Source organism: Amycolatopsis sp. cmx-11-51, from assembly GCF_047608665.1.
Taxonomy (GTDB): domain Bacteria; phylum Actinomycetota; class Actinomycetes; order Mycobacteriales; family Pseudonocardiaceae; genus Amycolatopsis.
On sequence record NZ_JADNQO010000002.1, the window covers coordinates 25,479 to 38,844 of the forward strand.

Sequence of the window (13,366 nt, forward strand, 5' to 3'; positions counted from 1 at the left end):
CCGAGGAACGAACCAACTCGACCGCGTCCTTGCCGGCAAACGCGACACGGGGGACGTCCTTCCCAGACGACTGTCTGGGATCAGCGTGTCCGGTTCACCGGGGCAACCTCAGCCCGATTCCTGAACCGGCCCGCCGAACGTCGGTGCTGTAGTCACCGTAGGTTGCGCTCGAGGAAGTTCCGGATGAGGGCGGTGATCTCCGATCCGTGTGTTTCCAAGGCGAAGTGGCCGGCATCGAGGAGGTGAAGTTCGGCGTCGGGCAGATCGCGGAGGAAGGCGTGGGCCCCGTCGGCGCCGAAAATCTCATCGTGCTCGCCCCAGGTGATCAAGGTCGGCGGACGGTGCTCGCGGAAGTACCGCTGGAAAGCTGGGTAAGCGTCAAGATTGAACTGGTAGTCCCAGAACAGCTGGAGCTGGACGTCCTTATTCCCAGGGCGGTCGAGCAGGGCTTGGTCGAGGGTCCAGGTGTCCGGGCTGAGTCGGTCGGCTCGGCCTGCGGGGACGCCGTGGGTGTACTGCCATCGGGTCGCGGCGGGCTCCAGGAGGCGGCGGACCTCCGCTTCATGTGTCTCGCGATCCTTGGCGTGCGCGAAAAGTACGTCCCAGAACGGCGTGAAGCCCTCCAAGTAGGCGTTTCCGGATTGCACCAGCAGGGCGCTGACCCGTTCCGGATCCCGGCTGGCGATGCGAAGCCCGATGGGAGCGCCGTAGTCCTGGATGTAGAGGGCGAAGCGGTCCAGTCCGAGTTTGTCGAGGAGGCCGAGTGTGGTCGTGGTCAGGTTCTCGAACGAGTAGTCGAACTGATCCACCGGCGGGGCGTCGGAGAAGCCGAAGCCGAGATGGTCGGGAGCGATGACGTGGTGCCGGTCGGCCAGCCCGGGAATCAGCGTGCGGAACATGTAGGACGACGTCGGAAAGCCGTGCAGCAGAACGATCGCGGGAGCGGCTGGGTCACCGGCTTCGCGATAGAACACGCGCCGGCCGTCGATGGTCACGGTTCGGTGGTGCACAGTGGCCGGGGTGATATCAGACATGGATGTGGCACTCCTCAAGGTCGGCCTGGCCGATCATTTCTAACTGTCTAAAGTTCTTAGAACGGTTAGACTAGATCATGGTGGGACCTAACCTGTCAAGACGACGACGGAGGGTAGGGTGATCGGTGTGCTGCAACGTCCCTTGGCCGGTGAACCGCTCGCGCTCGACCTGTTGAACACCACGTGGCCGGAACGTGGTGTTCACCACGACGTGTTCGGTGAACCCGCAGGCGTCGCTGCGTGGCTGGCTGAACATGGTCTCTCGGACACTCCCGGCGCGGAAGAACCGTTACGCCACACCCGGTCCGTGCTACGCGAGGTACTCGACAACCACAGTGAGACGGCCGAGCGTGCGCTGAACGCGGTACTGAAACGCGGGCGGCTGCGGCCAGAGTTGCGCCGGGGTGAACCCGGAGACGTGTTCGAGGTCGAGCAGGTGGCATGGCGGCCCGCGTGGCTCGCCGCCTACAGCTACTTGACGTTGCTGCGCGCGCGTCCCCAACGCATCAAGCGGTGCTCCGCGTATCCGGCTTGCACGCTGTACTTCGAGGACACGACTCGCAACGGCACCCGGCGTTGGTGTTCGATGACCGCCTGCGGGAACCGGGCAAAAGCGGCTCGTCATTATCACCGCGAGCGCTCGAACTAGCGCCGGTGCGGCAACGATCGTACGCCAGTACCGCACCGGAAAGGCGGACTCGTAAAGCATGCGAACCGGGCGGCAAGCAGAGGCGAGCATCGGGAAGTCACGCCCGCGATTCCTTCTCCCCCCGCCCGGTGCCCGAACGACAACCAGAACGGACATCATGAACACGCCTCCCGCGGACCAGCCTCAGCCCTCCTGCCGCGATCTGGTGGGCGCGCTCGCCCAGAACGACCGGCGCGCCGCCTACGCGGCCCTCGCCCTCGGTGCGACGACAGTGGCCGAAGTCGCCGATCGTGCCGGGCTGCGCCCACCGGCCGCCGCCGCGGCCCTGCAGAAGCTGGCGAACGTCAGAATCGCTTCTTTCGACCCTGAGAAGCATGTCTGCGGTCTGATCGACGACACCTTCCAGCTGGCCGTCCAAGCGGAAGCCAGGCTCGCCGGGCGAGCAGGCGGGGACGGAGCAGGCGCCTACTTCCGGCGCGGCCGCCTGACCTCCATCCCTGGCGACAAGACAGTGCGAAGCCGGGTGCTGGAGGTGGTGAGCGACTCGTTCGAACCCGGCGTGTCCTATCCCGAAGCCAAGGTCAACGCGATCTGCGGCGAGTGGTTCGACGACTGGGTGACCCTGCGCCGCGCCCTGGTGGACGAGGGCATGCTGCGCAGGGACAAGTCCGGCGCGAGCTACGAGCGCGGCTGACGAACGGCGGCTGACCGACGGTCCAGCACTGCGAATGGAGGACGCGGTGGCTGGGTGGGTGAGCACGGGCAGAACTGATCTGGCCGCCCTTGGCGAGTTCGCGGACATGGCACTCGACTACGGCACCTCACGCGGCGACGCCGAGCTGCGCGACCCGATCGCCGCTGTGCTGCCAGAAGGTCAGCCCGTGACGTGCCGGCCGTGGCAGGGATGGTCTGGTGGGCGGGCCACTGCCACGACGAAGCTGATGCGCCTGGTTTCCAGCCAGGTGCGGAACTTGTAGTCCTTGCCGTAGGCCTCGTCGGCGAGCCGCACACTGTGATCTGGCTGCACGCGAGAGAGAAGTGCCGTCATCAGGTCACCCGCTGCGCCGGAACACCGGGTAGATCGTTCGGGTCGTGCGTGACGAGGACATCGACCCAGTGCCGCATCGCTTCGTGAACGGCGGTATTCAATGTTCGGACACGGGGCTTCGATTGTGCGTTTCCTGCTATCCGGGTTGGGTGGCGCTGGTGCGCGCTCGGTTCGGCTGGTGCGGACGAGGGGTTGGGCGCCAGAATGGTCGGCATGCTAACCGCGGTGCTGTACGGACTGGCTGCCTCCAGCGCGCTGGTGATCGGTTCGATCGCCGGTTCGTTGTGGCGCCCGCCGCGGCGGGTCACCGGGGTACTGCTGGCCTTCGCCAGTGGGGCGCTGATCTCGGCTCTGGCCTTCGAACTGTTCGAGGAGGCGTTCCATCTCGGCGGCGCGGTTCGGTCCGGGCTTGGCCTGCTGGCCGGGGCGGCTGTGTTCGTGCTCGCCGACTCCGCGCTCGATCGCTATGTCACCGGCCATTCCGGGCCCCAGCAGCGGGAAGTGACGAAAGCCGGGGCGCGCGGCGGCGTCGGGTTCGCGTTGCTCGCCGCGGTGACTCTCGACGGGGTACCGGAGAACCTCGCGCTCGGCGTGTCGCTGGCCAGTGGGGTGTCGTTGACGCTGCTCGTAGCGATCTTCTTCTCCAACCTCCCGGAGTCGCTGGTCGGCGCCGTCGCCATGCGGGAGTCGGGGCGGAGCAGGCGAGCCGTCATCACGACGTGGGCTATCTGTGCGCTGCTGCTGGCCGCCGCGGTAGTGCTCGGCAGGCTCGTCGCGGGGGAGTTGAGCGCTGCGGCGCTGGCCGTGGCGCTGTCCTTCGCCGGCGGGGCGGTGCTGGCGTCGCTGGCTGACACGCTGATGCCTGAGGCGTTCGAGCACGGCCGGCCGCTGAACGCGTTCGCCACGGCGGGAGGCTTCTTTCTATCTTTCATCCTCGCCGCCTGACCAGCGAGGCGCGGTCGGTCGACGACGCCGGTTCGGGCCAGGAAGGCGGCGAGATCGACGCGACTCCTGCAGAACACGGGCAAAGGGACGATATCGCTATCACTTACTCGTCCGCGAGCACGCGATCGGGAGAGCCGCGATAGACGGTGCCGCTGACGGGGAAGCCTTTACCGGCGCTATCGCACCAAGGACGAACTGCTGCAACGGCTCTGCGTCGACACCCTGACGCGCGTCGCAGACGCGGCACGGGAGATGTAGTGGGCACCCTGTCGTAGGGCAACGCGATGAAAGCTCCCTTCACCGCGTGACATGCGGGGAAAGTCCCCTTCAGCAACTAGGCACTCGATGTATAGACCGAGTGTATACACACTGTGTATAGTTGCCGCATGTCCATCGGGAACGCCCTGCTCGGGCCTGCTCGAAGCACGGTTACGACCTCAAACAGCTCTACGACAAAGCAGTTCCGGCAAGAACGCCCACTGCACTACGGGCAGGTCTACTCGACGCTGAACCGCCTGCTGAAGAACGGCCTCGTCGAAGACGAGCGGCGTCGAGGCGGGGGGTCCGGACCGGAAGCGACACGCGATCACCGAAGCCGGGTCACCAACGTCAAGGAATGGCTGAAGAGCCCGGAGAATCCCTCCGGCTACCAGTGGGCGAACCGGGGTGGTGCAGGACACTTCGGTTTCGTGAAGGGTGTGGTGGCCCGAATCACCTGAAGAACGGCCAGGTTATCAATGGCTCGTGCCAGTAGTGCCGGCCAGGGCTTCTCGTGCCGCACTGTTCTTTTCGGCGATGCAGGCGATTGCTCGTGCACAGGATTCGTGAGGAACAAAGCAATAATGGTGACTGAAATAATGTCGCGCCGATCGAGCACTGATCGGTCGGTGCTCGATCGGTCGCGGGTCTTTCTCCCCCAGGCGGGGTGGCTGCCGATCGGGGTGGCCATGGCCTCGGCACTGGTGTTCATGCTGGTGCGCGCCCATCTCATCGACGACACGTACATCGCGTTGAGCTATGCCCGCAATCTCGCGTTCCATGGGCATTGGGGGTTGCTGGCCGAGGGCACGACCAACACGGCGACCTCGCCGCTGAATGTGCTTTGCCTCGCGGTGTTGACGTTCGTGGTGCGGGACGCGGTACTCGCCGCGGGCGTGTTGTATGTGGCGTGCCAGGCGGTGCTGGTGCTCGCCCTGCGCAGACTCGGTGTGGCCACCGGATTGCCCGGTTGGTTCCCGGTTCTCACGATCACCGCGCTGACGGTGAACCCGCTGCTGTTGTCCTCGATCGGGATGGAGGTCGGACTGGGTGCGGCGGGACTCGTCTGGCTGCTCGTCCTCTCGGTGGAAAGGCGTCCCTTCGCCTTCGGTGTGGTCGCCGGGACACTGACGCTGGTCCGCCTCGACCTCCTGATCTTCGTGACGTTGATCTTCGTGGCCCGGCGACAATTCTGGGTCGGTGGCCGACGCAGCGTGCGTGGTGCCGTGCTGGTAGCGGCACCGTGGTTCGTGTTCAGCTGGGTAGCGTTGGGCGCGGCGGTCCCGGACACCTTGATCATCAAGACCCTGCAGGGCGCGAAGCGGGCCTGGGGAGAGTGGGAATTCGGCAACGGCCTCGGACTTTACTGGCAGGGCATGCCGGGGCAGACGGTGCTGGCGTTCCTGCCCGTGATGCTGGCGTTGCCAGCCGGGATCCGCTGGCTGAGCTTGGTGGTGCGAAAAGACACAGCCAGTCGTCGGCTGCTTTCGTTCGCCGTGCTCGCCGTGGCCGGGGCGGTGTACAGCCTGGCATACGTCCAGTTACAGGTGCCGCCCTACCATTGGTATTACGGACCCGGCATCGTCGCGGCGACTGTGTTCGCCTGCGCGGTCGCGGCCGGGTTCGCCCGTCGGGCCGAACGGGGATTGAGCCTGATCGTTGTCACGGCGTTGCTTGTCACCAGCGTGGCGGGCTACGCCCATGCCGGTCTGCCCCGCGACTTCGCCCCCTTGACCACGAACTACACCTCCAGCGAACAGTACGCCCGGATCGGACGTGACCTGGCCCGCCTGGCCAGTGGCCGGTCCATTGCCAGCGCCGACGAGATCGGTGTGCTGGCCTACACCTGCGACTGCGCGATCCTCGACGTGTTCTCCGACCGCGGACGGATGCCATCAGCGATCGTCGAACTCGAAGCGCGTACCGGACGATTCACCCGCGGACTGCTCAGAGTCAACTTCGCGTTTTTCGACTACACCATGCGGCCACGTGAACCCGACCTCGCTCTGCTGCGGATCCACGGCGCCCCACCACCGAACTACCTCGCAACCTGGACCATTTCCGCACCCTTGTCCCGCACCACGCAGCTCTACCTTGTCTCAGTGTCCTGAATCGACGGTCGGCGTCGGCGCACGGACCGGTGGGAGTACGACTGGGCCGGCTAGCTCGCTATCCCCTTTGATGGTCGGTGTTTGAGGCAGCCGCTGTTCGGCGTATTCGAAACCAGGCGCTCGGTGGTGGCCCCGGATCTGGCGCAGTTCCCAGTCGTGAGGCCGACGGGATGTCACTCATCGGCAAACCGTGTCGCCGACCGCGGTAGGCAAGACCCGCGCGGGTGGGCGTCGGCGATCGGGTCACCTTTTGAGGTGAACCCGGCCTCGCGGCCGTATTCCGCCTGAGGACCGGGGCAGTAGGGTCGCCGCCTATGTGGCGTACTGACACACGATCGGCGGGTTTCGAGGTCGGCCGGGCGCTCAGCGGCAGAGTTTCCCGTCTGGTGGCCGTGATGCTCGGGGTAGCTGTGTTCACGAGCGTGCTGACGCCGGCGTCGGCCGTCGCCGAGCCGCAGGTGCGGACCCCCGCGGAGTGCGCGGCGGCGTTGGACTGCCGGTGGCAGGTCTTCGACGCCATGAGCATGTCCGGGCGGATGGAGTTCCTGAGTCAGGTGCAGGCCACCGCCGGCCGGGTCGTGCCGGGATTCGATCGGTTCCAGGCTATTCGTGGTGTGACGTGGTTCTTTCGGGACGAGCGCTTGGGCGCGCGCGGGAATTGGGTGTCAGTGGTCAACGCCGTCGGCCTGGAGGCGCTGGAGCGTGGCACGGCACTGGTGTTAGGACTTTCCGGCGGGGATTACGACAATCCGGGGTCCCGCACCTGGGCGGAGTACCTGCGCGCGTTACGAGCGGGTGAGTTGGACTCCCGTTCGGCACACGACGCAGCGTGGAGCCGTGGCGAGCAGGCCGCCATCGACCACGCGGCAGTGGTCGCCGTCTCCCACGGCGCACCGCCGACCGCGGCCGAGCAGCGGTTCCTGGCGAACTCCAACCTGGTGCGATGGGCCATGCGCAACGAGCCTACGGTGCTTGACGCGCTGGTGGGCCTCAACGTCGCGGGCGTCTCGCCGACGCAGCGGCTTTCGTTCTACCACTGGTTGACAAACGTGCGTGACGAGGTGCCGTGGCGCAAGTCGGCCGAGCTGTCGTGGCGGATCTCCCACCTTGACCTCCTCGGCTCCGCAGTGTCCTTTTCAGACCTGTTTGCCGCCTACTTAGCCTCTCTAGCCGGAAATCCCGAAACACAGCCGCAACTGCCCGACGTCACCGCAGGCCAGGATGCGGCGACGAGGTGAAGTGCCGATCATTCAGTCCGTCAGGGACTGCACCGGTTGTGAGCCGCGTTGCTCGTGGGTGCTGGGCAGGGTTCCTCGCGTCAACTCGATACTGCTGTGACTGGCTCATCTTTTGACGCAGAACCGACTGATCGGGGTTGGCATTCTTCGTATGGGAACGGGTTCGAATGGGCAGCGGGACCGCTTTTGCCGATGTCAACGCAACAGGGGAAAGCTTCCTCGGCGAACCCGCTGGTCCACGCCGATGCGGGAAGACGCGCCCTACGCCTCGAGCATCGCCGCTCTGGCCGAACTCTCGTTGCGGACGCGCATGGCCCTCGTGCCCAACGATGGGAAGCTGCCTGGGGACGCCGCGGCGGAGGAGGAGTGGGGTGCCGGACCGGACGCGGCAGCACCTGCCCGGCCACCGGGCTCGGTGGCCGGTGGCCAGCCTCCGGCGGCGGGTTGCTTGTGGAATTGATTGGCGGCCGGTGCCGTCGTCCAGCAGCGCGGCGACTCGGTCGGACAGGGCGCAGCGAAGGCAGAGGCGGCCCGCGCGCAGCCGGCTCTCCTGGCCGCAATGTGAACAGGCGTAGGACGGGCGGAATCCGGTGCAGCTGGTGCAGATCGCGACGGCGTCGGCGGGCCGGAGACCGGGGAGGATCCGGTGCTCTCCGCACTCGGGCAGCGCCCGTGGACGCGCAGGGCGCGGCACTCGCAGGTGCGGCAGACCGGTCCTTCCGGCCAGACGGCGGCGAAGAATCCGAACCGGTCGCAGCGTGCGCGGTTCGCTTGTGCCACCGCTCGTATTGTTCGTCGGTGGCGTAGGGTTGGTTCACGCGTCCGGCAGGATGCGGGCGGCGCGGGGCGCAGCTTCGTGACCGTGGTTGATGGTGCGGGCCGGTCGCCGGTGGCGGTCTTACGGACGCCGGCGTTCTCCGCGGTGGTGGCCACCAGATCGGCCGGAGTGCAGCCAAAGATGTCGCAGAACGCGGACAGCACCCGCAGCCTGGCGCGGATGGAATGTCTCTTGCAGCCGCTGCGCTGTGCCGGTGCTCACTGTTCGATGGTCCGGACGTGTACCCGCCGGGTTCCTTGTTCAGCCGCGGGGAACCCCACTCAGCCTTCGACCACGGCCCAAGATCAAGACACCTATGCCCGCGTAGTACCCGGCGCCCCCGACGCCCTCCCGGACGAAGTAAGCGGTCCGGGTGCACGCTCTGCAACATCCCGGCCGGTTTCCGCGATGTTGATGGTCATGACCGACGACGAACGCCCCGCGCCCAGCAGCACCTCGGGGAGACGGCTGCGGGAGCTGACGCCGGCCGCGATGTGGACGACCGCCATCGTGATCACGATCCTCACCGCGGGCGCGGTGATCGCACTGTGGTGGGCGGCGACTAAGGGGCTGAACAACGCGGACCTGGTGAATGCGCGGCTGAACGCGCTGAAGATCGGGTTGAGCGTCGGCGTTGGCAGCGGCGGTGTGGTCGCGCTCTACCTCGCGTGGCGCCGCCAGCACTCAACCGAAGCCGACCTCGACAACCGCGAACGCGCTCTCGCCCAGCAGTACGAAGTCCTCGCTCACCAGCAGAACGTCGCCGCCACTACTCATGCCTACCAGGAGCGCGTCGCTGACGATGCCCGTGCCGACGCGGTCGAGCGCCGGGTCAACGAGCTTTACCTCAAGGCCGTCGAACAGCTCGGCTCCGACAAAGCCCCTGTCCGTCTCGGAGGCCTCTACGCTCTCGAACGCCTCGCCCAGAACAACGAGACCTTGCGCCAGACCATCGTCAACGTCTGCTGTGCCTACCTGCGCATGTCCTACGATCTCCCGGACGAACAGGACCGCGAAGACGGCGCCAGCGCCGAGCAACGCTTGCTCTACCGTGAGAGGTCGCAGGAACGCGAAGTCCGGCTCACCGCCCAACGCCTACTCGGCGATCACCTCAAACCTCAAGACAACACTCGCTACTGGGGGCCTCTCGAACTCGACCTCACCGGCGCCCAGCTCATCAACTTCACGTTGACCAACGCCTGGATCGGAAGCAGCGCCTTTCAGCAGGTCACTTTTGTCGGCGACGCCACGTTCTCCGAGGTGACCTTCGCTGGCGACGTCTTCTTCAACAAGGCGACCTTCACCCGCGAAGCCTCTTTCCATAAGGCAGCTTTCGCGGGTGACGCCTGGTTCTATGCGGCGACCTTCACCCGCGAAGCCTCCTTCCAAAAAGCGGCCTTCGCGGGTGACGTCTGGTTCCACGAGGCGACCTTCACTCGTAGTGCTTGGTTCAACGAAGCGGCCTTCACGGGTGACGCCTGGTTCCACCAGGTGGTCTTCAGTGGCGGGGCCTGGTTCAACGAAGCGACCTTTGGCGGCGTGAGCGTCTTCGCCGAAGCCACTCAGGCGGGCAAGCCTTTTCACCCCCCGTTTGCCTCCGGCAACAGCGACGAATCGGGTCCTCTCTGACTCATTTGACGCGTTCGGAAGAAGATCGACTTTGCTGATGTGGACTGCCAGGATCATGGGTGGGTGCCCGGTGCCGTGGCGGTACGGGGACCGGTCTTTGCGGGAAGGGCCGGGTACTCGACGCCGGAACCCCGTATCAGGGGGCGGGTCGGTCACGCACCGGACACCACCTGGACCGGAAATTCGAGGGGTCGAATGGCATGATCAAACCCAACGGGTCAACGCCTCCCTCGGTGGACAGGCCAGCCAATATCCACCCGGGTGGATACCGACGGAATTCCAGATCGGCCCGACCCGCGGGGCACTCGCTCACCCACGCCGGCGTGTTCGCTCTGCCGACGGTCAGCAGGCCGTCCTCAGCCACGTGCGGCGGTGCCTCGCCGACGAGGACGGGGTAAGGGCCGTGGTGGTGGTCACCGGCGCCGCGGGCAAGAGCGCCCTCGCGCCGACTCTGCTCGGCGAGGCCCTGCGCGCCGGCTACCGGGCCCGGCACGCCGCCGGTTCGCAGGCGTTCACCACCGCGCTGCCGCAAGCCGCCGGACACGGTTCCCGCCAGACTCAGAAGCTCTTCCAGTACTTCGGTACCGCCGCCGACACCGACCCGGACAGCCTGGATCTGCTGGTGGTCATCGCGGGCATCGCCCGCTTAACCCCGTGGCGTAGGCGATCGCGGCGCTAGCGGGGGGCTGGACCAGCGCACCGGAGTCATGAGAAGTCCGCGCGCAGGACCGGTTGCCCCAGGGGGCGGTCCTGCGCGCGGACTAGGGATCCGGCCGATGGCTTCGGGTCAGGTCCGCTTGCGGCTTGCGATCTGGTCAGAGAGCTGCCGCACGTGGGCGGGGTCCGCGTCCCGGGCAAGGGAGACGTAGTGGTCCATGACGGCCGGCCGGTAGCGCACGGGCAACGTCTGTCCTGGGGCGAGTCGGGTGAGCTCGGTGATCGTGAGGTCTTCGTCTGCGATACCGCGGAACGAGATGCCGCCGGCGGTCTCCACGTCGAACATCAGGACCACGCGTGGACTGCCGTCGCTGCTGACCTCCCGCCAGTCGACGAGTACGCCGAGCGCAAGCGCCCCCGTACGCAGTTCCGCATTGCGCCTCCACGCATCACTGCTCAGGAGCGGGTTCGGGGCGACGCCCGGGAAGGCGGGCCCGACGCCGAGCGATTCCCGACTCAGGTCGGGCCTGAGCTGCGCCATCAGATCGTTGAGATTCTTCTTCCGACCGAACATCCCGACCCCTCCCTCACCCCGGTGCCCGGAATCTCGGCCTGGCGCTTCGCCCTCGCCGCGATTGTACGTCGCGGCCATTCCCGACCTCCGTCGTATCGCCTGTCCCGACAGGGCCGCCGTCTGCGGTCGCGGACGGGCTCGGTCGGTGCACCTGTCTGTCCACCTGAACCCTGCCTATTTGTCAGACACGCCCCTAGGTGTATCGCGTCAGGTTTCAGCGCGGGCTCGGTGGCATCGTTGCTCGTGTTCGGGATGTCGGTCTTCACCGGTTGATGGCGAACCGCTTCGGCGCCTCGCATACTCGAACCGCGTACAAGGAGCCCGCGTTGTCACAACTCGCCGCGCAGCACGGAGAGATCCTCCGGCTTCGACAGCCCGCCAACTCGCCGAACAACGTCCGCAACCTCCCCACCGTCAGGTAGCCGAGGATCAGCGGGTGGCTGGTGTTGGGGAGTTCGACACCAGCCGCCCAGAGGGCCTGTTTCATGAGCCAGCGGTCACTTGGCGATGAGCTTCGCGGCATCGGCGGCGTAGACGGTCATCCAGTGCGGACGCAGCCGGTAGTAGAACACGTCCTTGTCCCACTCGGTGTGATCGCCGTAGAAGTCCTTGAAGTACGTGAGCAGGTCTGGCCATTCTGCGGCCGTCTCGTCGTCCTCGGGGTTGAGTATCTCCACCGTGCCGTGCGTGAACACTCCCAGGTCCTCGCCGCGCATGTGCGCGACGCTGGCGGCGGGGCGGGCCGCGAGGTGGCGGGCCTTGGCGGCGTTGCGTGCTGTGCCGAAGTACCACTTGCCGTGCAGGAAGTGCCCGTCCACGCCGCTGATCCGCGGCTCGCCCTTCGCCGTCACGGTGGACAGGGCGAGAGTGCACATGCCGATCAGGATCTGGGTGAGCTGCTCGGCGGTCAAAGTGCGCTCGGTGACGATCGAACGGAGGTGATCGGTGGAGCGGGACAGGGAGGCGTCGAGCAGGGCCTGGAGCTCATTGAGTTCTTCGGGTGTTTCACGCATCAGCCCCACAATAGCCACCGCTGGACCATCCTCAGCATCGCACGGCGGCAGACGAAGACGGCGCCGCAAAGTCACATCACCTCACCGAACTCGGCACGCCACCACCTGGCCGTCGTCGACACCCTTCACCGTCTAATGTCGCCTTATCCGGCGCCGACAGAGTCCGACCGCTGGTAGCAACGCGACACGCTCGCAACAGGAATGGCCACTGCCGCGACAACGGCGCCAGGACAGCGGGCAGGTCGAACGCATCGTGAGGTCCCTACGCGCGCGGGGCCTGCGGCTGCACTGCTTCGGTGTCAAAACAGTCGGGCAGGCCCGCTACGGCGACGCGATCCGCTCCAGCGACTCCGCCGCGTGGAGTTACAGCGGCCGCTATCTGCCGGGATGTTCTCCGAGTCATCGCAGCGAGTCCAACTGCCTGACCCACGCCCTGGCCTGGCACACCCGGCTTCAGCACACCCTGCGCCGGCCGAACCACCAGCTCGACACCGGGCGGCGCGCCGCGTCACAACCCTCACCGCGTGGGCCCGCTGGTGCGAGGCCTGGGCATACCGGCCTACTCCGCACTCAGCGAACACGCCCGCCCGCGCGGCCGGACAGCACGAGAGGGGAGCGGCGATGAACACCCCGCACGAGGACACCCTCGCCCGCACCGGTGAGGTCCGGGAAGACCTGCGATTCGTTGCCACCGACGGTCCGGTCATCGGGTCGCTGTGCACCGGCGTGGCCGGTCTCGACCTCGGTGTCGCGGCCGTGCTCGGCGGGCGCGTCGCCTGGTACTGCGAGGTCGACCCGCACGCGGCCGCGATCCTCGCCGCGCGCCTGCCCGGTGTGCCGAACCTGGGCGATTTGCGCGCGGTCGACTTCGTCTCCGTGGCACCGGTCGAGGTGCTCACGGCGGGCTTCCCCTGTCAGGACCACTCCACGACTGCCGCCGACCCCGCGCGCGACCGACGGCACCACAGGCTGTCCCGCGCAGCGCGGCTCGAAAGGCGATCTGATGCTGCCCTCGGTCGTCATCGCCGTCACCACACCCACGTCGAAACCCCGAGCGCGGAAAGAGGTGAAGACCGTGACGACCGCCCGCGCACCGCGCTCCCACCGCACAGCACGCGGTGAACCCGGGCCGGTGAACTGGGGTGAGTACACCGCCGCCGTACACCGATGGGAACTCATCACCGGCCGTCCCGCCCCGTACCCGGCGACCCCAGCCGCGCCGGGTGCCCGTTGATCGCGGTCGCCGCCCGCGCACGAGAACTCCATGCCTGCCACCGAACCCACCTCACAGCGAGGAGGTTGAGCAGCTGGCAGGGGGAGGCAGGAGACGCGCAACCGTTCGGGGGTCGCCGGGGTAGCGGGCGGCCCTGGATCCGGCGGACGGTAGACGGTG

13 protein-coding genes and 1 pseudogene are annotated in these 13,366 nt (G+C 67.0%); 10 read left to right on the top strand and 4 right to left on the bottom strand.

All coding sequences use genetic code 11. The annotated features are described in order from the left end of the window. Positions 1-152 precede the first annotated feature (152 nt). Positions 153-1,034 (bottom strand): alpha/beta fold hydrolase, encoded by an 882-nt coding sequence (locus ACM6LU_RS08915; RefSeq protein ID WP_414937154.1) that lies wholly within the window; start codon positions 1,032-1,034, stop codon positions 153-155. 127 nt (positions 1,035-1,161) lie between these two features. Between ACM6LU_RS08915 and ACM6LU_RS08920 the strand changes: the two genes are divergently transcribed. Both ACM6LU_RS08920 and ACM6LU_RS08925 read left to right on the top strand, forming a co-directional pair. Continuing rightward, the gene (locus tag ACM6LU_RS08920) at positions 1,162-1,683 is read left to right on the top strand and encodes a CGNR zinc finger domain-containing protein (protein WP_414937155.1); all 522 of its coding nucleotides are present in this window, start codon (positions 1,162-1,164) and stop codon (positions 1,681-1,683) included. Between the two features lie 157 nt (positions 1,684-1,840). Beyond that, entirely contained in the window at positions 1,841-2,377 is a 537-nt protein-coding gene (locus ACM6LU_RS08925) for a DUF2087 domain-containing protein (RefSeq protein WP_414937156.1), read from the top strand. Positions 2,378-2,557: 180 nt separating this feature from the next. Here the strand turns inward: ACM6LU_RS08925 and ACM6LU_RS08930 are convergent, their stop codons facing one another. Beyond that, complete coding sequence (locus ACM6LU_RS08930; protein ID WP_414937157.1) at positions 2,558-2,731, bottom strand: hypothetical protein; 174 nt, start codon at positions 2,729-2,731, stop codon at positions 2,558-2,560. 213 nt (positions 2,732-2,944) lie between these two features. On the opposite strand from ACM6LU_RS08930, the gene ACM6LU_RS08935 reads away from it, so the two are divergent. From ACM6LU_RS08935 to ACM6LU_RS08965, 7 genes and pseudogenes are all read left to right on the top strand, one after another. Continuing rightward, positions 2,945-3,676, top strand: a complete 732-nt coding sequence (locus tag ACM6LU_RS08935; RefSeq protein WP_414937158.1) for a ZIP family metal transporter — start codon at positions 2,945-2,947, stop codon at positions 3,674-3,676. Between the two features lie 386 nt (positions 3,677-4,062). Continuing rightward, positions 4,063-4,326, top strand: a pseudogene (locus ACM6LU_RS08940) (PadR family transcriptional regulator); the annotation flags it as partial. Between the two features lie 174 nt (positions 4,327-4,500). Beyond that, on the top strand, positions 4,501-6,045 hold the full coding sequence (locus ACM6LU_RS08945) for a hypothetical protein (RefSeq protein ID WP_414937159.1): 1,545 nt from the start codon (positions 4,501-4,503) through the stop codon (positions 6,043-6,045). A 386-nt stretch (positions 6,046-6,431) separates the two neighbouring features. Next, positions 6,432-7,283, top strand: a complete 852-nt coding sequence (locus ACM6LU_RS08950) for a hypothetical protein (protein ID WP_414937160.1) — start codon at positions 6,432-6,434, stop codon at positions 7,281-7,283. A 244-nt stretch (positions 7,284-7,527) separates the two neighbouring features. Further along, entirely contained in the window at positions 7,528-7,743 is a 216-nt protein-coding gene (locus ACM6LU_RS08955; protein WP_414937161.1) for a hypothetical protein, read from the top strand. Positions 7,744-8,520: 777 nt separating this feature from the next. Further along, a complete protein-coding gene (locus tag ACM6LU_RS08960) occupies positions 8,521-9,729 on the top strand; it encodes a pentapeptide repeat-containing protein (RefSeq protein WP_414937162.1) in 1,209 nt (402 codons plus the stop codon). A gap of 403 nt (positions 9,730-10,132) precedes the next feature. Next, positions 10,133-10,408: a hypothetical protein gene (locus ACM6LU_RS08965; protein WP_414937163.1), complete on the top strand. Its 276-nt coding sequence runs from the start codon at positions 10,133-10,135 to the stop codon at positions 10,406-10,408. A gap of 108 nt (positions 10,409-10,516) precedes the next feature. On the opposite strand, the gene ACM6LU_RS08970 is transcribed toward ACM6LU_RS08965, so the two are convergent. Both ACM6LU_RS08970 and ACM6LU_RS08975 read right to left on the bottom strand, forming a co-directional pair. After that, positions 10,517-10,960 (bottom strand): hypothetical protein, encoded by a 444-nt coding sequence (locus ACM6LU_RS08970; RefSeq protein WP_414937164.1) that lies wholly within the window; start codon positions 10,958-10,960, stop codon positions 10,517-10,519. Positions 10,961-11,457: 497 nt separating this feature from the next. Next, positions 11,458-11,973, bottom strand: a complete 516-nt coding sequence (locus ACM6LU_RS08975) for a pyridoxamine 5'-phosphate oxidase family protein (RefSeq protein WP_414937165.1) — start codon at positions 11,971-11,973, stop codon at positions 11,458-11,460. Positions 11,974-12,594: 621 nt separating this feature from the next. On the opposite strand from ACM6LU_RS08975, the gene ACM6LU_RS08980 reads away from it, so the two are divergent. After that, positions 12,595-13,095, top strand: a complete 501-nt coding sequence (locus ACM6LU_RS08980; RefSeq protein WP_414937166.1) for a DNA cytosine methyltransferase — start codon at positions 12,595-12,597, stop codon at positions 13,093-13,095. Positions 13,096-13,366 lie beyond the last annotated feature (271 nt).

Coding starts and splice junctions, on each gene's coding strand:
- ACM6LU_RS08935 (WP_414937158.1), top strand. CDS start 2,945: ATGCTAACCGCGGTGCTGTACGGACTGGCTGCCTCCAGCGCGCTGGTG.
- ACM6LU_RS08975 (WP_414937165.1), bottom strand. CDS start 11,973: ATGCGTGAAACACCCGAAGAACTCAATGAGCTCCAGGCCCTGCTCGAC.
- ACM6LU_RS08925 (WP_414937156.1), top strand. CDS start 1,841: ATGAACACGCCTCCCGCGGACCAGCCTCAGCCCTCCTGCCGCGATCTG.
- ACM6LU_RS08980 (WP_414937166.1), top strand. CDS start 12,595: ATGAACACCCCGCACGAGGACACCCTCGCCCGCACCGGTGAGGTCCGG.
- ACM6LU_RS08930 (WP_414937157.1), bottom strand. CDS start 2,731: ATGACGGCACTTCTCTCTCGCGTGCAGCCAGATCACAGTGTGCGGCTC.
- ACM6LU_RS08970 (WP_414937164.1), bottom strand. CDS start 10,960: ATGTTCGGTCGGAAGAAGAATCTCAACGATCTGATGGCGCAGCTCAGG.
- ACM6LU_RS08955 (WP_414937161.1), top strand. CDS start 7,528: ATGCGGGAAGACGCGCCCTACGCCTCGAGCATCGCCGCTCTGGCCGAA.
- ACM6LU_RS08960 (WP_414937162.1), top strand. CDS start 8,521: ATGACCGACGACGAACGCCCCGCGCCCAGCAGCACCTCGGGGAGACGG.
- ACM6LU_RS08915 (WP_414937154.1), bottom strand. CDS start 1,034: ATGTCTGATATCACCCCGGCCACTGTGCACCACCGAACCGTGACCATC.